Origin of the sequence: Streptomyces xanthochromogenes, assembly GCF_014650455.1 — a bacterium.
Classification (GTDB): Bacteria; Actinomycetota; Actinomycetes; order Streptomycetales; family Streptomycetaceae; genus Streptomyces; species Streptomyces xanthochromogenes.
Genome location: NZ_BMUZ01000002.1, coordinates 196,372 through 216,440 on the forward strand (window position 1 = coordinate 196,372; position 20,069 = coordinate 216,440).

Sequence of the window (20,069 nt, forward strand, 5' to 3'; positions counted from 1 at the left end):
GTTGCGGGAAGGGGCGGGGTGGGGCGACTCCCGGGGTCCGGGGCGGAGCCCCAGGGGTCCTCGGGGGAAAGGGGCTGTAACGGGCACCCGCCCCGTGCGACCATGACCCGCATGGCTCACGCGTCCGCAGACACCCACATATCCACCCCCACGAGAACCCCCCGCACCTGGCCCGTCGTCCTCGCGGCCTGCGCGGGCCAGTTCCTCGTCGTGCTCGACGTCTCCGTCGTCAACGTGGCCCTCCCCTCCATGCGCACCGGCCTCGGCATGAGCGCCGGCGGGCTGCAGTGGGTGGTCAACGCGTACGCCATCGCCTTCGCCGGGTTCATGCTGCTCGGCGGGCGCGCCGGCGACCTCTACGGGCGCAAGCGGATGTTCCTCGTCGGGCTCGGCCTGTTCACCGCGGCCAGCCTCGGCGGCGGCCTCGCCCAGGAGGGCTGGCAGCTGCTGCTCGCCCGCGCCGCTCAGGGGCTCGGGGCCGCGGTCCTCGCGCCGGCCACCCTCACCATCCTGACCGCCGCCGTCCCGGAGGGCGCCGCCCGTACCAGGGCGATCGGCACCTGGGCGGCGGTCGGCGCGGGCGGCGGGGCCGCGGGCGGTCTGGTGGGCGGGGTGCTCACCGACGTCCTGTCGTGGCGCTGGGTGCTGCTGATCAACGTGCCCGTCGGCGCGCTCGTCCTGGTCGGCGCCGCGCTCTGGGTCACCGAGTCCCGCGCCGGGCTGCGGCACCGCCTCGACCTGCCGGGCGCCGTCCTCGTCACGGCCGGGCTCGCGACCCTCGCGTACGGCATCGTCCAGACGGAGCAGGGCGGTTGGGGCGCGTCCGGGACGCTGGTCCCGCTCATCGGCGGCATCGCGCTGCTGCTCGCGTTCCTCGTGGTCGAGGGGCGTACCGCCGCCCCGCTGATGCCGCTGCGGCTGTTCCGGCTGCGGGCCGTCTCCGCCGCGAACGCGGTGATGTTCGTGTGCGGCTCGGCGATGTTCTCCACGTGGTTCTTCATGACCCTGTACGCGCAGAACGTGCTCCACTACACCCCGCTCGGCGCCGGGCTCGCCCTCATTCCCAGCTCGCTCAGCGTCGTCATCGGCTCGAAGCTGGCGCCGCGCCTGATGCCGAGGACCGGGGCCCGGAACCTGACCGTGCTCGGTGTCCTGATGACCGCGGCCGGGTTCGGCTGGCAGTCCACGATGCGGGCGGACGACCCGTACTGGATGTCGATCCTGGTGCCCGGCATCCTCATGATGACCGGCGCGGGGCTGGCCACGACTCCCCTTGCGGCACTGGCCACTTCGGGAGCCGCGCCGAGCGAGGCCGGCCTGGTGTCGGGGCTGATCAACACGTCCCGCACGATGGGCGGGGCGCTGGGTCTCGCCGTCCTGTCCACCGTCGCCGCCTCGCGGACCGGAGCGGTCCAGAGTGCCGAGAACCTCACCGCCGGATACGCGCTCGCGTTCCGCGTCGGCGGCTTCGTCCTGCTCGGCAGCGTGGTCCTCGCCCTGGTGTGGCTGCCCCGCGCGACCGGCCCCGCCCGGCGGGCCTGACCGTTTCGACCGGCCCTACAGCCAGCCCTGCTGACGGGCCGAGCGCACCGCCTCCATGCGGTTGCGGGTGCCCGTCTTGCCGATCGCGGACGACAGGTAGTTGCGGACCGTCGACTCCGACAGGTGCAGCTTGCCCGCGATGTCGGAGACCGTCGCGCCGTCCACCGAGGCGTTCAGGACATCGCGTTCGCGGGCGGTCAGAGGGCTCGGCCCCGCGCTGAGGGCGGCCGCCGCGAGCGCCGGGTCGATGACCGTCTCGCCGCGCAGCACCCGGCGGATCGCCTCCGCCAGGTCCTCGACCGGGCCGTCCTTGACGAGGAACCCGGCGGCCCCCGCCTCCATCGCGCGGCGCAGATAGCCGGGCCGGCCGAAGGTGGTGAGGATCAGGACCCGGCAGTCCGGGACCTCGGTACGCAGGTCCGCCGCCGCGTCCAGGCCGCTGCGGCCCGGGAGTTCGATGTCGAGCAGGGCCACGTCGGGCCGCGAGACGAGCGCCTCGGGGACGATCTTGTCGCCCGCGGACACCTGTGCGACGACCTCCATGTCCTCCTCGAGACCGAGGAGCAGCGCGAGCGCACCGCGCATCATGCCCTGGTCCTCGGCGAGCAGCACTCGTACGGATTTGGCAGGTCGGTGATCCTGGGGCATCTCGTCCACGGGGAAAGGGTATGCGCGCCCGGCGGTCAACGGGCGCCGGGGGCGTTGGTGAGTTCGGCGTCGAGGGCGATGTCCTCGGGGTCGACGGGGAGTTCGGCGCTCACCTGGAAGCCGGTGCGGGGCGCGGGGCCCGCGGTCAGGGAGCCGCCCGCCGCGGCGAGGCGTTCGGTCAGGCCCTTCAGGCCGTTGCCGCCGATCCGGGGGGCGGGGGCGGGCGCGGCCGGCGCGCCCCTGCCGTTGTCGGTGACCGTGAGGGTGACCCGCTCCGAGGTGCCGTCGACCACGATCTCGCAGCGGCTCGCGGCACTGTGCCGTACGACGTTGGTGACCGCCTCGCGGACCACCCAGCCCAGCAGGGCCTCGGCCTGCGCGGGCAGCGGCGGGCCCGACTGGCGGACCACCGGCTCGACTTCGGCCGCGCTCAGGGCCGAGCGGGCCCGGTCGAGCTCGGTGGCGAGGCTGCCCTCGCGGTAGCCGGTGACGGCCTCGCGGATCTCGGTGAGGGCCTGGCGGCCGACCGACTCGATGTCGGCGACCTGGCCGAGCGCCGCGTCCAGGTCGCGCGGAGCGATCCGGCGGGCGGCCTCCGACTTCACCACGATCACGGACAGCGTGTGGCCGAGCAGGTCGTGCAGATCGCGGGAGAAGCGCAGCCGCTCCTTCTCCACCGCGGTACGGGCCAACTCCTGCCGCGTGTCGCGCAGTTCGCGGACCGTCTCGGACAGCGAGAGCAGGGCGGCGATGACCATGCCGGACAGGAACGTCCCGTACGCGATGGTCATGTTGTCCCAGGGGTCGCCCGTCTTGATCCCCGAGATCACGCCCACCGAGGCCGCGAGGGTGATGATCACGTAGCCGAGCCGCTTGTCCCGCAGGGCCGCGCCGCAGGTCAGCGAGAGCAGCGGGAAGAACAGGAGCCACACCCCGCCGTAGCCGAGCCCGAGGGCGTAGGTGACGGCGGCCAGCGCGCCGAGCAGCACCAGGGTCGACCGCTGTGCGCGCCGGCCCTTGTCCAGGGCCCGGAAGGCGACCAGCGCGTACAGCACGGCGAAGGCGAGGACGCCGAGGCCGCCGAGCAGGGGGTGGGCCACCTTGCCCTTGGCCACTTCGACGGCCGCCCCGGTGCCCATGAGCAGCCACGGCAGGAAGGTGTAGCCGTTGGCCGGCGGGCCGGGGAATGCGGCGGCCCCCTCGTCCCGCGAGGGCAGCTTCGGCAGCAGTGATGGCATCTGGTTCTCCCCGTACTGAAGACTCATGGGCTCACCCGGCCCCGGCGCCCGGTGCTCACGCGGTCCCGCGCGCCGTGTGCTCACGCTGTTCGCCCGCCCGGCGTTCACGCGGTGCGCGCGGACCGACGGTAGGAGACCACGGCATAGGCGCCGAAGGCCACCAGCCAGGCTCCCATCAGCGCGACGGTGGCCGGTCCCGGGGCGTGGCCCTGCGAGGTGGCCCAGCCGAGGTCGGCGAAGCGGTGGGTCGGAGTGTACTCGGCGATCTTCTGCAGCCAGCCGGGGAAGGCGGACACCGGGAACCACAGGCCGCCCAGGACCGCGAGGCCCATCAGGCAGGCCACGTTGACCACACCGGTGGCCTGCGCGGACAGCCGGTAGCCGTTGCCGAGCCCGAGCAGCGTGAAGGGCAGCGCCCCGATCCACAGCAGCAGCGTGAGCGCGGCCCACTGCCAGGCGTCCAGGCGTACGCCGTTGATCAGCGCGCCGGCGAGCAGCACCGCGAGGATGCCGGGCAGCACGGTCACCGAGCCGCTGATCGCGCGCCCGGTCACCACCCGGGTCGGGGGCAGCGGGGCGATCCGCATCTGGCGCAGCCAGCCGATCGCCTTGTCGGAGGCGACCCCGGTGCCGGTGCCGAGAGCCGAACCCAGCGCGCCGTAGGCGGCCATGCCGACCATCGAGGACACCTTCCACTCGGCGTCACCGCTCTGCCCGCCGCCGATGTTGGTGAAGAGCAGGTACATCAGGACCGGCATCCCGATCCCGAAGGTCACGAAGGAGGCGTCACGGAGGGTGCGCCGCATCTCCAGCTTGATGTACTCGAACATCAGACGGTCTCGCTCTCGCGTGCGGTGGGGGCGGTGGGGGAGGTGAGGGAGAGGAAGGCGTCCTCCAGGCTGGCGGGGGCGACTTCCAGGCGGCGTACGGCGCCCATCGCGGCGAGCGCGACGACGGTGGCGTCCGAGTCGTCGGTGCGCAGCCGCGCCCGGTCGCCGTGGACCTCGACGCCGGCGACGCCGGGCAGCAGCGAGAGCCCCTCGGTCGGCATGCCCGCGAGGTCGAAGGAGACCAGGCTGCCGCCCGCCGCCCGCTTGATGGACTCGCCGGGCCCGTCGGCGACGATGCGGCCCCGGTCGATGACGACGATGCGGTCCGCGTTGTCGTCGGCCTCTTCCAGGTAGTGGGTGGAGAACAGCACCGTGTTGCCCCGGTCCGCGTAGGTGCGCATCGACTCCCAGAACGCGCGGCGGGCCTCCACGTCCAGCGCGGCCGTCGGCTCGTCGAGCAGCAGCAGTTCGGGGTTGCCGGCCAGCGCCATCGCGAACCGCACCCGCTGGGTCTGGCCGCCGGAGAGCTTGTCGACCCGGCGGTCGGCGAACTCGGTGAGGCCCGCGAGGCCGAGCGCCTCGGCGACCGGCATCGGCTTCGGGTACATGCTGCCGATGAAGAACACCAGCTCCCGCACGGTCACCCGGGGAATCGGCTGCCCGTCCTGGAGCATCGCCCCGACCAGCCCCTCCCGTACCGCCCGCTCGGGGGTGCGCCCGAAGATCCGGACCTCGCCCGCGTCCGGCTCGTTGAGGCCGAGCAGCAGGCTGATGGTGGTGGACTTGCCGGCCCCGTTGCGGCCGAGCAGCGCCACCGTCTCGCCGCGCCCGATGGCCAGGTCGGCCCCGTTCACGGCCCGGACCGCCCCGTAGGACTTGACCACCCCGCCGAAGCGGACCGCGGTGGCGCTCTGTGTCGTCGTCTGCGTCATGTCCAAGACGCTACGGAGCGCACGGGCCCCGCCCCAGATGCGGTTGTACGGACCTGGGCAGGACAAATGTCCTGGGCCACCCCCGCCGAAAGTGGCGGGTAGCGGTCCCTTCCAACGGATCTGACGCAACGTCAGTAGCCTTCACAACTGCCGGGGCGTGCGCTATACCTAGGGGCCATCGGCCTAGAACGCGTTCTAGAACGAAGGACGGGTCCTCGGTCCGGTCCAGTACGACCTCGGTGCGGCCGACGGTGCGGACGGCCGCACCGAGGTCTTTTCCCCGTGCCCGCACAACGCTCAAGGAGCAGCATCCCCATGCCCATTGATGCCGCGAAGGCGATCGCCGCCGAGCCCCGGTCCACCGAGATCACCTGGGACCACAAGGACGTACAGCTCTACCACCTGGGTCTGGGCGCCGGCCCGCCCGCGACCGACCCCGACGAGTTGCGCTACACCCTGGAGTCCCGGCTGCACGTGCTGCCCTCCTTCGCGACCGTCGCGGGCGCCGGCATGGGCGTGGTCGGCGGACTGTCCGCGCCGGGCATCGACGTGGACCTCGCGGCCGTGCTGCACGGGGGCCAGGCCATCACCGTGCACCGGCCCGTTCCGGTGGGCGGCAGGGCCGTCTCGACCTCCAGGGTCGCCGCCGTGTACGACAAGGGCAAGGCCGCCATCCTGGTCCTGCGCACCGAGGCCGCCGACGCGGACGGGCCGCTGTGGACCAGCGACGCGCAGATCTTCGTACGCGGCGAGGGCGGCTTCGGCGGCGACCGGGGGCCCTCGGCCCGTGTGGAGCAGCCCGACCGGGCCCCCGACCAGGTCGTCGAGCGCCCGGTCCGCGAGGAGCAGGCGCTGCTCTACCGCCTGTCGGGGGACTGGAACCCGCTGCACGCCGACCCCGACTTCGCCAAGCTGGCCGGCTTCGACCGGCCGATCCTGCACGGGCTCTGCACCTACGGAATGACGCTGAAGGCCGTCGTGGACACGCTCCTCGACGGCGATGTGGCCCGCGTCCGCTCGTACGCCACCCGCTTCACCGGGATCGTCTTCCCGGGCGAGACCCTGCGCATCCGGATGTGGTCGGGCCCCGGCCGCGTCCAGGTGTCGGTGACGGCCGTCGAGCGGGACGACGCTCCGGTCCTCTCCGACACGGTCGTGGAACTCAACTGAGCTGTCGTTTCCGGCACTTGACGCACCACATGTTTCGGTACTTGAGGGGATCGAGGGGAGCCGCACCATGCGCGCAGCCGTACTGCACGAGATAGGCCAGGACAAGCTCGACGTGGTCGACGACATGGAGGCGACCGGCTTCGGCCCGGGGAAGGTCAAGCTCCGCGTCCGCGCCACCGGCCTGTGCCACTCCGACCTCTCGGCGATGAGCGGGGTGCTGCCCCAGCCCGCGCCGTTCGTGCCGGGACACGAGGGGGCGGGCGAGGTCGTCGACGTCGGCGACGGCGTGACGAGCCTCAAGCAGGGCGACCGGGTCCTGATGTGCTGGCTGCCCGCGTGCGGGGCGTGTCCGTCCTGCAAGCGCGGCCAGACCCAGCTCTGTCTGGCCGGGTTCATGAACGCCGGCACCCCCAACTTCCGCCGCTCCGGCGGCGACGTGTTCGGCTTCGCGGGCACCGGGACCTTCGCGGAGGAGGTCGTCGTGGCGGCCGGCTGCGCCGTCCCGATCCCCGACGACGTGCCGTACGAGATCGCGGCCCTGATCGGCTGCGGGGTGACCACCGGGCTCGGCGCGGCCATCAACACCGCGAAGGTGGAGGCCGGTTCGTCGGTCGCGGTCATCGGCTGCGGCGGCGTCGGCATCTCCACCATCCAGGGCGCCCGGGTGCAGGGCGCCGCCCAGATCGTCGCCGTCGACCCGGTCGCGTCCCGGCGCGAGGCGGCGCTCAGGTTCGGGGCCACCGAGGCGGTCTCGCCCGAGGAGTTCGCCGACGCCAAGCAGCGGATCACCGCGGGTGAGGGCTTCGACTACGTCTTCGAGGTGGTCGGCCGCTCCGCGACCGCCCGCACCGCGTACGAGAACACCCGGCGCGGCGGCACCCTGTGCGTGGTCGGCGCGGGCGCCATGGACGACTTCTTCCAGGTCAACATGTTCGAGCTGTTCTTCGACGAGAAGCGCATCCTGCCGTCCATGTACGGCGGCGGCGACGTACTGCGCTCCTACGAGCGGGCCATCGCGCTGTGGCGGGCCGGCCGCATCGACCTGGAGGGCCTCATCACCCACCGGGTGCAGCTCGCCGGGATCAACGACGCGCTCGACCAGATGCGCAGCGGCGAGGCCCTGCGCACGTGCATCACGATCTGACCCCCTTCGGCTCCACCTCATCGATCCATCCGACTGCGAGAGGATCCAACCGGCATGGCAGCACAGCCACTTGAAGGCCTGTCCGCGATCGTGACCGGGGCCGGCCGCGGGCTCGGCCGGGCCGAGGTGCTGGAACTGGCCCGGCTCGGCGCGGCCGTCGTCGTCAACGACTTCGGACAGCCGGGCCGCGACGGCTCCGGCCAGGCGTCGAAGGGCCCCGCCGAGGAGGTCGCCGCCGAGATCCGGGCCGCGGGCGGCCGGGCCACCGCGCACACCGGTGACGTGGCCGACCATCAACAGGCCCGCGAACTCGTCCAGTTGGCGATCGACACCTACGGCAAGCTGGACATCCTGGTCAACAACGCGGGCATCCTGCGGGACCGGATGATCTTCTCGATGAGCGAGGCCGAGTGGGACTCGGTGATCCATGTGCACCTCAAGGGGCACTTCAACACCACCCACTTCGCCGCGGCGCACTGGCGCGAGCGCTCCAAGGCGGCGGGCGCCCCGGTCTACGGCCGCATCGTCAACACCTCATCGGAGGCGTTCCTCGCCGGGTCCGCGGGCCAGCCCAACTACGCGGCGGCCAAGGGAGGCATCGTCGGGCTCACCACCTCGACCGCGCTCGCGCTCGGCAAGTACGGGGTCACGGCCAACGCGATCTGCCCGCGCGCCCGTACCCGCATGACGGAGGACGTCTTCGAGGGGTTCCAGGAGCCGGCCGAGGGGCAGCTCGACCCGCTGGCGCCCGAGCACGTCTCGCCGCTCGTGGGCTATCTGGCCTCGCCCGCCGCGGCCAAGGTCAACGGGCAGTTGCTCGTGGTGCACGGCGGCATGGTCGCGATCGTCGAACGGCCCAAGGTGGCGGCCAAGTTCGACTCCGCGAAGGAGGTCTTCTCGTACCAGGAGCTGGACGAGCTGATCTCCCCGTATTACGCGGACAGGCCCGCGAACGAGACCTTCGCCGCGGCGGAGGTGCTCGGGCTCAAGCGGGACTGACCGGCGGAGGGGAAGGAGAAGGCCCCGGGGTGGATCACCCCGGGGCCTTCTCCTGTCCGGCCGTTCAGCCGTTCGCGCCCGAGCTCTCCTCGCGGCGGTGGCGCCCGTGGGCCGGCGTCCCCGAGTCCTCCGTGGAGGCCGCCCCGCCCCGGTGCTTACCCGCGCTGTCGGACTCCGTCCCCTGCGGACGGGTGTCGGTCTGGTTGGACATGAGCTGTGGTCACCCCGTAGTCGTCTTCGCCTGTGCGTCGTACAGCGCGCCGATTCTAACGATCCCCTGACGCCTGCCGACGGCCGGTCAGGGGCGCCTGCCCGAGGGGCACGGGCTTGGCCGCCGCGGGTGGCGCGGGCTCCGGCGGCGGCGCGGGCGGAGCCGGTGCCGGGTCCGGCGGCGCGGGTACGTCGAGCAGCGCACAGGGGCTCGCCCGCGTGACGAACGGGAGTCGCAGCACCCCCTCCGGGGTCCACAGTCCGGCCCCCGCCAACCAGCCCTGCGGCGCGGCCAGTTGGTGCAGATGGCGGCCCGCCGGGCGCCAGATGCCGATCCAGCTGCCGCCCGCCGCGTCGATGCGCAGCGCCACCGCGCAGGACTCCGGCACCAGGACCTGGCCGGGCTGTATGGCGAACGGCGTCACGGCCGCGTCCGCCAGGCGCAGGCACTCGGGGAAGCGCACCGGGAGCGCGGAGCCGAGCACGCCCCAGCCGAGCCGGTCGTGGCCCGGGGCGTCCGAGCGGATCAGGAGCAGCCCGCTGTCGGCGTCCGCGAGCAGCAGCCTGTCGTTGCTGTCGTCGGTGATCTGGAGCAGCTCGGTGACCTCCCCGCCGCGCTCCAGGTCGACGGCGACCGCCTTGGTGCGCCCGTCGAGCTCCCGGTCCAGGGCCAGCATCCGGCCGGTGCGGTCCAGCCACGCCCCGCCCGAGCAGCGCCCCTTGAGGCGGGTCACCAGCTCGGGGCCGAACGCGCCGCCCGCCACCAGCCACAGCGCGGTCGAGTCGGGGCCCACCGCGAGCGCGTAGGCGCAGCTGCCGTCCGGCGACGGCGGGAGCAGCGTCAGCTCGTCCGGTCCGGCGTCGACCGCGCCGAGCGGCAGCTCGCCGGTGGCCGGTCCGGTGGGGTAGAGCAGGGCGAAGGCGTGCCGGTCGGCGACCCTGCGGTGGATCAGCACCCGGCCGTCCGCCATGGGCAGCACCCCGGCGTCGGGCTCCTCCGGCTGGTTGCCGGGGAGCGGCACCGCGTACGGCTCGGGACCGTCGAGCGTCCAGCGCTCGGGGAACCAGGCCGCGGTGCCGCCCGTGTCGCGCACCAGCCGCGCGGCGTACGAACCGTTCGCGGTGATCGCGAATCCCGTACCTCCGACCGCGCCGCCGTCGGCCGCGGTCTCGATGGCCAAAGCCGTCATCTGATGGCTCACCTCCGGCCACCGAAGCTAGTTTTCGCACTTCCGGGCGGACAACACGAGACCACTGGCTTCACACCAAAGGGTGGCGGCCGGACGATTCGCCTGTATGGGGGGCGGGGAATGTGCAGGAACGATTTATGTAAGGTTAGGCGAGCCTAAGCCATGTTGGCCGGAACCTTTCGGCCGCCGGTGCCGTGCCCGAATTCCCCGTCGTACAGGAGCCCGAGATGTCCCTACGCCGCCGCGGCACCGCCGCCGTAGCCCTCGCCGTGGCCGCCGGCCTCTCGCTCGCGGCCTGCGGAAGCGGCGACGGCGGGGACAAGGGCGCCTCGTCGGCCTCGGGCAAGGCGGACTCCGGCGGCAAGAAGTCCGTCGCGCAGGGCGGCAAGGACTTCGCCGCGGCAGCCGACCGGACGGCGAAGATGGGCACCGACGCGGCGCCCGGAACGTTCCCGCGCACCATCAGCCACGCGATGGGCAGCACCGAGATCAAGGCGCGGCCCAAGCGGGTCGTCGTCCTGGACGTCGGCGAGCTCGACAACGTCGTGTCGCTGGGCGTGCAGCCCGTCGGCTACGCGCCGACCGAGGGCGACGAGGGCATCCCCGGCTACCTGAAGAAGGGCGCGGGCGACCCGAAGAACGTCGGCACGATCAACAGCCTCAATCTGGAGGCCATCGCGGCGCTCAAGCCCGACCTCATCCTCGGCAGCCAGCTGCGCGCGGCCGACAAGTACAAGGAACTCTCCAAGATCGCGCCGACGGTCTTCTCGATCCGCCCCGGCTTCCCCTGGAAGCAGAACTACCTCCTGAACGCCGCCGCCCTCGACAGGACCGCGGACGCCAGGGCGAAGCTCGCCGCGTACGAGACCAGGGCCAAGCAGCTCGGCACCGACCTCGGCGCCGACCGGCCGACCGTCACGATGCTCCGCTACATGCCGGGCAAGGTCCGCCTCTACGCGAAGGCCTCCTTCATCGGCACCATCCTCGACGACGCCGGCATCCCGCGCCCCAAGAACCAGCAGGCCCTCGACCTGGCGACCGAGGTCGGCCCGGAGACCATCGACCAGGCCGACGCCGACTGGATCTTCACCGGCGTCTACGGCGACCCGAAGAAGTCCAAGCGGGACAGCGCCGAGTCGAACCCGCTGTGGAAGAACCTGAAGGCCGTCAAGGCCGGGCACGCCAAGGACGTGAAGGACGAGACCTGGTACCTCGGTCTCGGTGTCACCGCCGCCGACTCCGTCCTGGACGACCTGCGCGGCTTCCTCGTCAAGAAGTAGCCCGTCACTCAGCGGCCCGCCGAGGTGCGCCCCGGTGGCCGACCGGCGGGGCGCGGAGCGCAGGTAACCTGTTCCCGTGCCCCGTCTGTCTGAAGTCATCGCCGCGCTCGACGCCCTCTGGCCGCCCGAGCGGGCCGAGGGGTGGGACGCCGTCGGCACCGTCTGCGGCGACCCCGAGGCCGAGGTGGGCCGGGTCCTGTTCGCGGTCGACCCCGTCCAGGAGATCGCCGACGAGGCGCTGAAGCTGGGCGCCGACCTGATCGTCACCCACCACCCGCTCTATCTGCGCGGCACCACGACGGTCGCCGCCGGCCACTTCAAGGGCCGCGTGGTGCACACCCTGATCAAGCACGACATCGCCCTGCACGTCGCGCACACCAACGCCGACACCGCCGACCCGGGCGTGAGCGACGCCCTGGCCGGCGCGCTCGACCTCCGGGTCGTACGGCCCCTCGTGCCCGACCCGAGCGACCCCTCGGGGCGCCGGGGCCTCGGCCGGGTCTGCGAGCTGGACCACCCGACCACGCTCCGGGAGTTCGCCGCCCGCGCCGCCGCGGCCCTGCCCGCCACCGCGCAGGGCATCCGCGTGGCGGGCGACCCGGAGGCGCCGGTGCGCACGGTCGCGGTCAGCGGCGGCTCCGGCGACAGCCTCTTCGACGCCGTACGTGCCTCGGGCGCCGACGTCTTCCTCACCGCCGACCTGCGCCACCACCCGGTGTCCGAGGTCGTACAGCACGGACCGCTCGGTCTGGTCGACGCCGCGCACTGGGCCACCGAGTGGCCGTGGTGCGAGCAGGCCGCCGCCCAGCTCGACGAGATCTCCGACCGTCACGGCTGGGACCTCAGGGTCCACGTCTCGAAGACGGTCACCGACCCGTGGTCCGCCCACCACACCTCCCCTTCTATTGATGGAGCCCCCAACTGAACGCCGCGCCCGCCGACCAGATCCGCCTCCTCGACGTACAGGCGCTGGACGTACGCCTGTCGCAGCTCGCCCACAAGCGGAAGTCGCTGCCCGAGCACGCCGAGATCGAATCGCTGACCAAGGACCTCACGCAGCTGCGTGACCTGCTCGTCGCCTCGCAGACCGAGGAGAGCGACACCGCCCGTGAGCAGACCAAGGCCGAGCAGGACGTGGACCAGGTGCGCCAGCGCGCCACCCGCGACCAGCAGCGCCTCGACTCCGGTGCCGTCTCCTCGCCCAAGGACCTGGAGAGCCTCCAGCGCGAGATCGCCTCGCTCGCCAAGCGCCAGGGCGACCTGGAGGACGTCGTCCTCGAAGTGATGGAGCGCCGCGAGGCCGCCCAGGAGCGCAACGCCGAGCTCACCGAGCGGGTCTCCTCCGTCCAGGCCAAGGCCGACGACGCGACCGCCCGCCGCGACGCGGCGCTCGGCGAGCTCGACACCGAGGCAGCCTCGGTGACCAAGGAGCGCGAGATCGTCGCCGGTTCCGTACCGGCCGACCTCCTCAAGCTGTACGACAAGCTCCGCGAGCAGCAGGGCGGCGTCGGTGCCGCCCGCCTCTACCAGCGCCGCTGCGAGGGCTGCCGCCTGGAGCTCAACATCACCGAGGTCAACGAGGTCAAGGCGGCCGCCCCGGACACGGTGCTCCGCTGCGAGAACTGCCGCCGCATCCTGGTGCGCACCTCGGAATCGGGTCTGTAAGTGCCTTCCGTGCCTGTTGCGGGCCGGCAGTTCGTCGTCGAGGCCGACGGCGGCTCCCGGGGCAACCCGGGTCCCGCCGGGTACGGCGCGGTCGTCCTCGACCCGACGACCGGCGAGACGCTCGCGGAGGCCGCCGAGTTCATCGGCGTCGCCACGAACAACGTCGCCGAGTACAAGGGCCTGATCGCCGGCCTGCGCGCCGCGCGGGAGCTCGACCCGGCGGCGACCGTGCGAGTCCGCATGGACTCCAAGCTGGTCGTCGAGCAGATGTCGGGCCGCTGGAAGATCAAGCACCCGGACATGCGGCCGCTGGCCGCCGAGGCGGCGCGCGTGCTGCCGTCCTCGCAGGTGTCGTACGAGTGGATCCCGCGCGAGCGGAACAAGCATGCCGACCGGCTCGCCAACGAGGCGATGGACGCGGGCAAGCGGGGCGAGCGGTGGTCGCCGTCGCGGTCCACCGCCGACCTCTCCTCCACCGCCGACGCGAGCGCGGCCCGGGTGGTCGGAGACGCGGCGGCGGGCGCGGCCAGGGCGCGGGCGGCCCTCGCGGGTGCGTCGGTCGCGGGAGCCGTGGTGCCGGGTGCCTCGGCGCCGGCGGCCGTCCCGGTCGCCGCCGGGGCGGCCTCGACTTCCGTGCGGGGCAAGGCCGTTGAGGCCGCGCCGACCGTCGGCTGGGGGACCTCCGCCGATCTGGGGGCGCCCGCCACGTTCGTCCTGCTGCGGCACGGCGAGACGGCGCTCACGCCCTCGAAGCGGTTCTCCGGAAGCGGCGGGAGCGACCCCGAGCTCTCGGCCGTCGGGCGTGGCCAGGCCGAGCGGGCCGCCGCGGCCTTCGCCGAGCGCGGCACGATCGAGGCGATCGTCTCCTCGCCGCTGCGGCGCTGCCGCGAGACGGCGGCCGCGGTGGCGGCCCGCCTCGGGCTCGACGTCCACATCGAGGAGGGCCTGCGCGAGACGGACTTCGGGGCGTGGGAGGGGCTCACCTTCGCCGAGGTCCGCGAGCGCTACCCGGACGACCTCGACGCGTGGCTCGGCTCGGCCAAGGCCGCTCCGACGGGCGGCGGCGAGAGCTTCGCCACGGTGGCCCGGCGGGTGGCCGCGGCCCGGGACCGCCTGATCGCCGCGTACCCCCGGCGCACGGTGCTCGCGGTGACCCATGTGACCCCGATCAAGACCCTGGTCAGGCTGGCCCTGGGGGCGCCCCCGGAGTCCCTGTTCCGGATGGAGCTCTCGGCGGCCTCGATCTCGGCGGTCGCGTACTACGCGGACGGCAACGCGTCGGTGCGGGTGCTGAACGACACGGGGCACCTGCGGTAGGGCTCGGCTGGGCGGGTCGTCCTTCGGGTGCGGGTCGGCTGTGGCTGGTCGCGCCCGCGCGGCGGAGCCGCGGGATGTCACGGCCTCGCGCCCCTCAATGGCGCCGGAGTGCCGCGGCCTCGCGGGCCAGGTTCTCCACTCGGGCCCAGTCGCCGGCCGCCAGCGCGTCCGGCGGGAGCATCCATGTGCCGCCCACGCAGCCCACGTTGGGCAGGGACAGGTACGAGGGGGCCGAGGCGAGGGAGATGCCGCCGGTCGGGCAGAAGCGGGCCTGGGGGAGCGGGCCCGCGAGGGACTTCAGGTAGGCCGTGCCGCCCGCCGCCTCGGCCGGGAAGAACTTCATCTCGCGCACGCCCTGTTCGAGCAGGGCCACGACCTCGGACGCCGTCGAGACGCCCGGCAGGAACGGCACCCCCGAGCCCTGCATCGCGTCGAGCAGCGCGGACGTCCAGCCCGGGCTCACCAGGAAGCGGGACCCGGCACCGACCGCCTTGGCGACCCCGGCCCGCGATATCACCGTGCCCGCTCCGACCACCGCGTCCGGCACCTCGGCGGCGATGGCGCGGATCGCGTCCAGCGCGGCCGGGGTGCGCAGGGTGACCTCGATCGCCGGGAGCCCGCCCGCCACCAGCGCTCGTGCCAGCGGCACGGCGTCGGCGGCGTCGTCGATGACCACGACGGGAACGACGGGCGCGAGGTCCAGGACGGAGACGGCGGAGGGCGCGGCGGAGGACGTCATGCGCCCATCCTGCCGGGGCCCTGCGGTGTGCGCAACGCTCGTTGCGCATGTTGCAACGTGCGTCCGGTGGCCTAGTGGATCTGGGTCACGACCACGTCCAGGGACCAGGCGCGTCCGGCCTTGGCGGGGGGTTGTGCCTCGACCACGTATCCGAGGCCGCGCAGGGTCTCCACGAGTTCGGCCGGGCCGGCGGGGTCGGCCCCGGCGGTCAGCAGGTCGCGGACGATCCGGCCCTTGGTCGCCTTGTTGAAGTGGCTGACGACCGAGCGCTTCTCGACGCCGTCGACGATCTGCGAGTGCAGCACCCGCACCGTGGCCGTGCGGCCCGCGACGGCACCCTTCGGCTTCCAGGCGGCGGCGTACGCGGAGGAGCGCAGGTCCAGCACGAGGCCCGTGCCCGCGGCCTCCGTGAGCACCGGGTCCATCACGCTCCGCCAGTACGCCCCGAGCGCGCCGAGGCCGGGCAGCTTCACGCCCATCGAGCAGCGGTAGGAGGGGATGCGGTCACCGGTGCGGACCGCGCCCCACAGGCCCGAGAAGACGAGCAGCGACTTCGCGGCCCGGCGCTTGGCGGCCGCGTCGAGGGAGGCGAGGTCGAGGGCGTCGTACAGGACACCGGTGTAGATCTCGCCGGCCGGCCGGGTGCCCGCGGTGCGCAGCTCGACGTTCTTGGCGACCTCGCCGCGCAGCCCCTCGCTGAGGCCGAGTACCTCGCGGGCCTTCTCCTCGTCCCCCGCGCACAGCTCGACGAGCTCGTCGAGGACGGCCGCGCGGGCCTCGGCGAGCCCCGGCAGGGACAGCGACTCCGCCTTCAGGGGCGCCCCGCGCCCCGAAGCGGCCTTGCCTTCGGAGGGCGGCAACAGCACCAGCACGGCGATTCTCCTTCATGTACGTACGGGGGAGGGGGTGCGGCCCCTCGCGCCAGGGTACGGGGGCGCTGCGCTGTGCTGGACCAGGCTCGGTGTGCCCAGCACCGGAGAGCCTCCGGGGCTGCACGGGGCTCCGCCCCGGACCCTGCTCCTCAGGCGCCGGAGGGGCTGGATGTCGCTTCCTCGGCGCCGGAGAGCCTTCGGGGCTGCACGGGGCTCTGCCCCGGACCCTGCTCCTCAGGCGCCGGAGGGGCTGGATTTGCTTCCCCAGCACCGGAGAGCCTCCGGGGCTGCACGGGGCTCCGCCCCGGACCCTGCTCCTCAGGCGCCGGAGGGGCTGGATGTCGCTTGCCCGGCACCGGAGAGCCTCCGGGGCTGCACGGGGCTCCGCCCCGGACCCTGCTCCTCAGGCGCCGGAGGGGCTGGATTTGCTTCCCCGGCACCGGAGAGCCTCCGGGGCGGCACGGGGCTCTGCCCCGGGCCCTGCTCCTCAGGCGCCGGAGGGGCTGGATTTGCTTCCCCGGCACCGGAGAGCCTCCGGGGCGGCACGGGGCTCCGCCCCGGACCCCGCTCCTCAAGCGCCGGAGGGGCTGGATGTCGCTTCCCCGGCACCGGGCTCTGCCTCGGACACCGCCCCCAAGCGCCACAGGGGCTGGGTTGTCACCGCTCGGCGTCGCGAGGCCTGCCGCCGGGGGAGGGCGGGCGGCGCGTTCGGGTACGACGTGCCGCACCCCGCGCCCAGCCCTACGCTCGAAGACATGCCCAGCCGTCATCTCCGCGTCCAGGGCGCCGCAGACGCTCGCCTCTGCGCCGCATTCAGCGCGCTGCGCGCCTCGCTCGACGTGCCCGCGGACTTTCCGGCCGAGGTCCTGGCCGAGGCGGAGCGGGCCGCGGCCGCGCCGCGCCTTCCGTCGTACGACGCGACCGGCATCGAGCTGTTCACCATCGACCCGCCCACCTCCACCGACCTCGACCAGGCGATGTGCCTGGAGCGCAGGGCGGGCGGCGGCTACCGGGTGTACTACGCGATCGCCGACGTCGCGGCCTTCGTCACGCCGGGCGGCGCCCTGGACGCGGAGGCGCACCACCGGGTGACCACGCTCTACTTCCCGGACGAGAAGACCCCGCTGCACCCCACCGTGCTCTCCGAGGGCGCGGCCAGCCTGCTCCCCGACGAGGACCGCCCCGCACTGCTGTGGTGCGTCGACCTGGACGCGGACGGCGCGACCACCGGCACCGATGTGCGACGCGCCCTGGTCCGCAGCCGCGCCAAGCTCGACTACGAGGGCGTCCAGAAGCAGATCGACACCGGCACCGCGCCCGAGTCCCTCGCGCTGCTCCGGGACATCGGCACCCTGCGCGAACAGCAGGAGGTCGCCCGCGGCGGCATCTCGCTCAACGTCCCCGAGCAGGAGATCGTCGAGCACGACCACCACTACGACCTCACCTACCGGGTCCCGCTGCCCGCCGACGGCTGGAACGCCCAGATCTCCCTGCTCACCGGCATCGCGGGCGCCCAGCTGATGCTGGCGTACGGCACGGGCATCCTGCGCACGCTGCCCAGCGCCCCGGACGGAGCGGTCGCCCGGCTGCGCCGCTCGGCCCAGGCGCTGCGCATCGACTGGCCCCACCACGTCCCGTACGCGGCGGTCGTCCGCTCCCTCGACCCCCGCGAACCCCACCACGCCGCTTTCCTCCAGGAGTGCACCTCGCTGCTGCGTGGCGCCGGGTACACCGTCTTCAGCGGCGGCACCGCTCCCGAGCTCGCCGTGCACGCCGCGGTGGCCGCCCCGTACACGCACTGCACCGCCCCGCTGCGCCGCCTGGTGGACCGGTACGCAGGTGAGCTGTGCCTGGCCGCGGTGTCGGGGCAGGACCCGCCGGACTGGGTGGTGGCGGCGCTCGACGAGCTGCCCAAGGAGATGGCGCAGGGCACCAGCCGCGCCAACACCGTGGAGCGCGAGTGCGTGGACATCGTGGAGGCGGCGCTGCTCAAGGACCGGGTGGGCGAGCTGTTCGAGGCGACGGTCGTCGATGTGAAGGACGGTCAACCGGCGGTCGGCACCGTCCACTTGACCGACCCGGCGGTGGTCGCCCGCATCGAGGGCGGCGGAAACCTCCCGCTCGGCGAGCGCCTGCGCGTCCGCCTCACCCAGGCCGACCCCGGCACCGCGAAGGTCGTGTTCGCCCCGGCGTGAACGCGCGGCGGTCACGGCCGGGCGACGGCCGCCGTCAGTGCCTTCGCCAGCTCCCCGGACTCGTCCGCGTGGAAGCGCACGGACGTCACCGCGCGCCGTCCGCCCAGGAGCGGTGCGTACATGACGGGCTCGCGCAGCTCCACGGTGAGGGAGGTCTGGGAGCCGACGGCGAGCTCCAGGACGTCGTCCGGCACCTCGGCGCCCGCTCCCTGGAACTTCAACTCCGTGCGGACGCGGGATATCTGGGGCAGCGGGACGACCAGGTCGACCCGGGCGCCCGCGCGCAGCCGCAGCGCGTCCGGGGTGAGGACGTGCGGCCGGGTCACGGCCGCGGCCTGCATGCCGAGCACCAGGAGGACCGTGTAGAGGTCGAGGACGAGCAGCACCGCGTGCACCGCGGGCCACTGCCGCACCATGAAGGACACCCCCACCGTCTCGACGACGCAGACGAAGGCAAGCCCGTACACCGTCGCCGCCTGCGGGCTCGCATACCCGAACGCCCGGTCCAGTGGCCCCACTTGATGGCGCCGGCGTCTTATCCACAGGCCGAAGCTGTGGAGCACCCGTCCCTCGTGCGCGGCCAGCCGCCGCAGCGCTCCGGGATGCCTCTCGCGTGTCATGTCCGCTTCCTCTCCGTCGTCTTCCCCGCCGCCGTACCGGCCCGCAGCATCGCCCGCCGGACCGCCTCGGCCTGGGCGGGCGCGAAGTCGGCGAGCAGGGCCCTGAGGAAACCCTGGGCGGCCGCGGTTTCCTGGCCTGCCGCGGCCTGGGCCGCGAGCTCCGGCGGCAGGCAGTCGGCGAGAGCCCGCGCGGCCGCCTCCACCCGGGGGTCCGACGGGTCGGCGTCCGCGAGGCCGTCGAGCAGCGCGTACACCTGGCGCGCCCGTTCGGCGGCTCCGGGTGCCGCGGCCAGGGCGCGCATCGCGGCCATCAGGCGGGCCCGCTCCGCTGGGGGCGCGGCGGTCTCCATGAGGGCGAGCAGCTCGCGGTCCTTCGCGGCCATCGGGGAGTCGGTCTCCCGTGGCCCCAACTCGACGAAGAAGTCCGCCAGTTCGGGGGAGAGTTCGTCGTCGGCGGTCAGGCGTCCGTCCGCGGCCCGGGCGAGCAGCGCGGCCAGGCGGTTCCGCCGGGTGCGTATCTCCGCCTCCTGGCGAGCCAGGTCGGCGTCCAACTCGGCCAGGACTTCGGCCAGTTCGTGCCCCGCGTCGTCGGCGATGACGTCCCGCACCTCGTCGAGGCCGAGGCCCAGCTCGGTCAGCCGCCGGATGCGGGCGAGCGCGACGGCGTCCCGCACCGAGTACTGCCGGTAGCCGTTGGCGAGCCGGGGCGGCTCGGGCAGCAGGCCGAGGTGGTGGTAGTGCCGTACGGCCCGCGTGGTCACCCCCACCAGCGCGGCGATCTCCGAGATCCGCATGCCCTCATTAGAAACGTTGACGTTGCGGCAGGGTCAAGCACGCCGGCCCGCACCGGGCCGCGGCCGTCGTGGCGCCCCGCGCCGGGTAGCATGGTCGGCACGGCAGACGAGCCGGGCGGGCGGCCGCGTGAAGATCTTCGATCTTCCCGAGGAACGTCCGGGCTCCACAAGGCAGGGTGGTGGCTAACGGCCACCCGGGGTGACCCGCGGGACAGTGCCACAGAAAACAGACCGCCCGGGACTTCGGTCCCGGGTAAGGGTGAAACGGTGGTGTAAGAGACCACCAGCGCCTGAGGTGACTCAGGCGGCTAGGTAAACCCCACCCGGAGCAAGGTCAAGAGGGAGCGCCTCGGCGCTTCTGCGCGGACGTTCGAGGGCAGCCTGCCCGAGTCCGCGGGTAGACCGCACGAGGCCGGCGGCAACGCCGGCCCTAGATGGATGGCCGTCGCCCCGACGACCGCGAGGTCCCGGGGTACAGAACCCGGCGTACAGCCCGGCTCGTCTGCCCTTCGCTTCGCACGGCCCCGCCGGGGAATCCCCGGGCGGGGCCGTCGTGCTGTGAGCGGCCGTGCTGTGGGCCGACTCCGGCGGGCTCACCTGCGTCGATGACCCCGAGTGACCGGGCGCTCATCCTCCGTGTGGCGCAACGCCCGCCGTCGCCGTAGCGTGATTCCCGGTACCGGA

At 73.5% G+C, this 20,069-nt stretch carries 19 protein-coding genes and 1 other RNA gene; 10 read left to right on the forward strand and 10 right to left on the reverse strand.

Annotated elements, in window-relative coordinates:
• The first annotated feature begins 102 nt into the window (after positions 1-102).
• Positions 103-1,542, forward strand: coding sequence for an MFS transporter (locus IE267_RS04735; RefSeq protein ID WP_373304462.1), 1,440 nt, complete (start codon positions 103-105; stop codon positions 1,540-1,542).
• A gap of 15 nt (positions 1,543-1,557) precedes the next feature.
• Here the strand turns inward: IE267_RS04735 and IE267_RS04740 are convergent, their stop codons facing one another.
• The 4 genes from IE267_RS04740 to IE267_RS04755 all read right to left on the reverse strand — a co-directional run bounded on the left by IE267_RS04740 (position 1,558) and on the right by IE267_RS04755 (position 5,190).
• Entirely contained in the window at positions 1,558-2,190 is a 633-nt protein-coding gene (locus tag IE267_RS04740; RefSeq protein WP_167156270.1) for a response regulator transcription factor, read from the reverse strand.
• 35 nt (positions 2,191-2,225) lie between these two features.
• Complete coding sequence (locus IE267_RS04745; protein ID WP_167153574.1) at positions 2,226-3,428, reverse strand: sensor histidine kinase; 1,203 nt, start codon at positions 3,426-3,428, stop codon at positions 2,226-2,228.
• A 104-nt stretch (positions 3,429-3,532) separates the two neighbouring features.
• Entirely contained in the window at positions 3,533-4,258 is a 726-nt protein-coding gene (locus IE267_RS04750; RefSeq protein WP_189762253.1) for an ABC transporter permease, read from the reverse strand.
• Positions 4,258-5,190, reverse strand: coding sequence for an ABC transporter ATP-binding protein (locus tag IE267_RS04755; protein WP_189762254.1), 933 nt, complete (start codon positions 5,188-5,190; stop codon positions 4,258-4,260). The genes IE267_RS04750 and IE267_RS04755 overlap by 1 nt, the downstream gene beginning before the upstream one ends.
• Before the next feature lie 315 nt (positions 5,191-5,505).
• Between IE267_RS04755 and chsH3 the strand changes: the two genes are divergently transcribed.
• The 3 genes from chsH3 (at position 5,506) to IE267_RS04770 (ending at position 8,503) form a co-directional block, all read left to right on the forward strand.
• On the forward strand, positions 5,506-6,360 hold the full coding sequence (chsH3, locus tag IE267_RS04760; RefSeq protein WP_189762255.1) for an enoyl-CoA hydratase ChsH3: 855 nt from the start codon (positions 5,506-5,508) through the stop codon (positions 6,358-6,360).
• Between the two features lie 67 nt (positions 6,361-6,427).
• On the forward strand, positions 6,428-7,504 hold the full coding sequence (locus IE267_RS04765) for a Zn-dependent alcohol dehydrogenase (protein ID WP_189762256.1): 1,077 nt from the start codon (positions 6,428-6,430) through the stop codon (positions 7,502-7,504).
• A 54-nt stretch (positions 7,505-7,558) separates the two neighbouring features.
• Positions 7,559-8,503 carry a 3-oxoacyl-ACP reductase gene (locus IE267_RS04770; protein WP_189762257.1) on the forward strand — a complete coding sequence of 315 codons (945 nt, stop codon included), beginning with the start codon at positions 7,559-7,561 and terminating at the stop codon, positions 8,501-8,503.
• A 64-nt stretch (positions 8,504-8,567) separates the two neighbouring features.
• Here the strand turns inward: IE267_RS04770 and IE267_RS04775 are convergent, their stop codons facing one another.
• Together IE267_RS04775 and IE267_RS04780 are read right to left on the reverse strand one after the other, a co-directional pair.
• Positions 8,568-8,714 (reverse strand): hypothetical protein, encoded by a 147-nt coding sequence (locus IE267_RS04775; RefSeq protein ID WP_189762258.1) that lies wholly within the window; start codon positions 8,712-8,714, stop codon positions 8,568-8,570.
• Between the two features lie 55 nt (positions 8,715-8,769).
• Complete coding sequence (locus IE267_RS04780; RefSeq protein WP_167153586.1) at positions 8,770-9,903, reverse strand: hypothetical protein; 1,134 nt, start codon at positions 9,901-9,903, stop codon at positions 8,770-8,772.
• 227 nt (positions 9,904-10,130) lie between these two features.
• On the opposite strand from IE267_RS04780, the gene IE267_RS04785 reads away from it, so the two are divergent.
• The 4 genes from IE267_RS04785 to IE267_RS04800 all read left to right on the forward strand — a co-directional run bounded on the left by IE267_RS04785 (position 10,131) and on the right by IE267_RS04800 (position 14,165).
• Positions 10,131-11,183: an ABC transporter substrate-binding protein gene (locus IE267_RS04785; protein WP_189762259.1), complete on the forward strand. Its 1,053-nt coding sequence runs from the start codon at positions 10,131-10,133 to the stop codon at positions 11,181-11,183.
• A 76-nt stretch (positions 11,184-11,259) separates the two neighbouring features.
• Positions 11,260-12,108 (forward strand): Nif3-like dinuclear metal center hexameric protein, encoded by an 849-nt coding sequence (locus IE267_RS04790; protein WP_167153588.1) that lies wholly within the window; start codon positions 11,260-11,262, stop codon positions 12,106-12,108.
• A complete protein-coding gene (locus tag IE267_RS04795) occupies positions 12,105-12,848 on the forward strand; it encodes a zinc ribbon domain-containing protein (RefSeq protein WP_167156273.1) in 744 nt (247 codons plus the stop codon). The genes IE267_RS04790 and IE267_RS04795 overlap by 4 nt, the downstream gene beginning before the upstream one ends.
• Positions 12,849-12,857: 9 nt before the next feature.
• Positions 12,858-14,165 (forward strand): bifunctional RNase H/acid phosphatase, encoded by a 1,308-nt coding sequence (locus IE267_RS04800; RefSeq protein WP_167153589.1) that lies wholly within the window; start codon positions 12,858-12,860, stop codon positions 14,163-14,165.
• Between the two features lie 94 nt (positions 14,166-14,259).
• Here IE267_RS04800 and eda read toward each other — a convergent pair whose 3' ends face one another.
• On the reverse strand, positions 14,260-14,904 hold the full coding sequence (gene eda / locus IE267_RS04805; protein WP_189762260.1) for a bifunctional 4-hydroxy-2-oxoglutarate aldolase/2-dehydro-3-deoxy-phosphogluconate aldolase: 645 nt from the start codon (positions 14,902-14,904) through the stop codon (positions 14,260-14,262).
• 71 nt (positions 14,905-14,975) lie between these two features.
• A complete protein-coding gene (yaaA, locus tag IE267_RS04810) occupies positions 14,976-15,776 on the reverse strand; it encodes a peroxide stress protein YaaA (protein WP_161249034.1) in 801 nt (266 codons plus the stop codon).
• 755 nt (positions 15,777-16,531) lie between these two features.
• Here yaaA and IE267_RS04815 point away from each other — a divergent pair.
• On the forward strand, positions 16,532-17,971 hold the full coding sequence (locus IE267_RS04815) for an RNB domain-containing ribonuclease (RefSeq protein ID WP_189762261.1): 1,440 nt from the start codon (positions 16,532-16,534) through the stop codon (positions 17,969-17,971).
• Between the two features lie 11 nt (positions 17,972-17,982).
• Here IE267_RS04815 and IE267_RS04820 read toward each other — a convergent pair whose 3' ends face one another.
• Together IE267_RS04820 and IE267_RS04825 are read right to left on the reverse strand one after the other, a co-directional pair.
• Positions 17,983-18,591, reverse strand: coding sequence for a hypothetical protein (locus IE267_RS04820; protein WP_189762262.1), 609 nt, complete (start codon positions 18,589-18,591; stop codon positions 17,983-17,985).
• On the reverse strand, positions 18,588-19,385 hold the full coding sequence (locus IE267_RS04825; RefSeq protein ID WP_189762263.1) for a MerR family transcriptional regulator: 798 nt from the start codon (positions 19,383-19,385) through the stop codon (positions 18,588-18,590). Before IE267_RS04825 ends, IE267_RS04820 begins: the two co-directional genes overlap by 4 nt.
• A gap of 107 nt (positions 19,386-19,492) precedes the next feature.
• Here IE267_RS04825 and rnpB point away from each other — a divergent pair.
• An RNA gene (gene rnpB / locus IE267_RS04830) (RNase P RNA component class A) lies at positions 19,493-19,890 on the forward strand.
• Positions 19,891-20,069 lie beyond the last annotated feature (179 nt).

Bases quoted from the DNA above. Each gene is read 5' to 3' on its own strand.
- IE267_RS04735 (WP_373304462.1), top strand. From the start codon at position 103: ATGACCCGCATGGCTCACGCGTCCGCAGACACCCACATATCCACCCCC.
- IE267_RS04740 (WP_167156270.1), bottom strand. From the start codon at position 2,190: ATGCCCCAGGATCACCGACCTGCCAAATCCGTACGAGTGCTGCTCGCC.
- IE267_RS04745 (WP_167153574.1), bottom strand. From the start codon at position 3,428: ATGCCATCACTGCTGCCGAAGCTGCCCTCGCGGGACGAGGGGGCCGCC.
- IE267_RS04750 (WP_189762253.1), bottom strand. From the start codon at position 4,258: ATGTTCGAGTACATCAAGCTGGAGATGCGGCGCACCCTCCGTGACGCC.
- IE267_RS04755 (WP_189762254.1), bottom strand. From the start codon at position 5,190: ATGACGCAGACGACGACACAGAGCGCCACCGCGGTCCGCTTCGGCGGG.
- chsH3 (WP_189762255.1), top strand. From the start codon at position 5,506: ATGCCCATTGATGCCGCGAAGGCGATCGCCGCCGAGCCCCGGTCCACC.
- IE267_RS04765 (WP_189762256.1), top strand. From the start codon at position 6,428: ATGCGCGCAGCCGTACTGCACGAGATAGGCCAGGACAAGCTCGACGTG.
- IE267_RS04770 (WP_189762257.1), top strand. From the start codon at position 7,559: ATGGCAGCACAGCCACTTGAAGGCCTGTCCGCGATCGTGACCGGGGCC.
- IE267_RS04775 (WP_189762258.1), bottom strand. From the start codon at position 8,714: ATGTCCAACCAGACCGACACCCGTCCGCAGGGGACGGAGTCCGACAGC.
- IE267_RS04780 (WP_167153586.1), bottom strand. From the start codon at position 9,903: ATGACGGCTTTGGCCATCGAGACCGCGGCCGACGGCGGCGCGGTCGGA.
- IE267_RS04785 (WP_189762259.1), top strand. From the start codon at position 10,131: ATGTCCCTACGCCGCCGCGGCACCGCCGCCGTAGCCCTCGCCGTGGCC.
- eda (WP_189762260.1), bottom strand. From the start codon at position 14,904: ATGACGTCCTCCGCCGCGCCCTCCGCCGTCTCCGTCCTGGACCTCGCG.
- IE267_RS04815 (WP_189762261.1), top strand. From the start codon at position 16,532: ATGCCCAGCCGTCATCTCCGCGTCCAGGGCGCCGCAGACGCTCGCCTC.
- IE267_RS04820 (WP_189762262.1), bottom strand. From the start codon at position 18,591: ATGACACGCGAGAGGCATCCCGGAGCGCTGCGGCGGCTGGCCGCGCAC.
- IE267_RS04825 (WP_189762263.1), bottom strand. From the start codon at position 19,385: ATGCGGATCTCGGAGATCGCCGCGCTGGTGGGGGTGACCACGCGGGCC.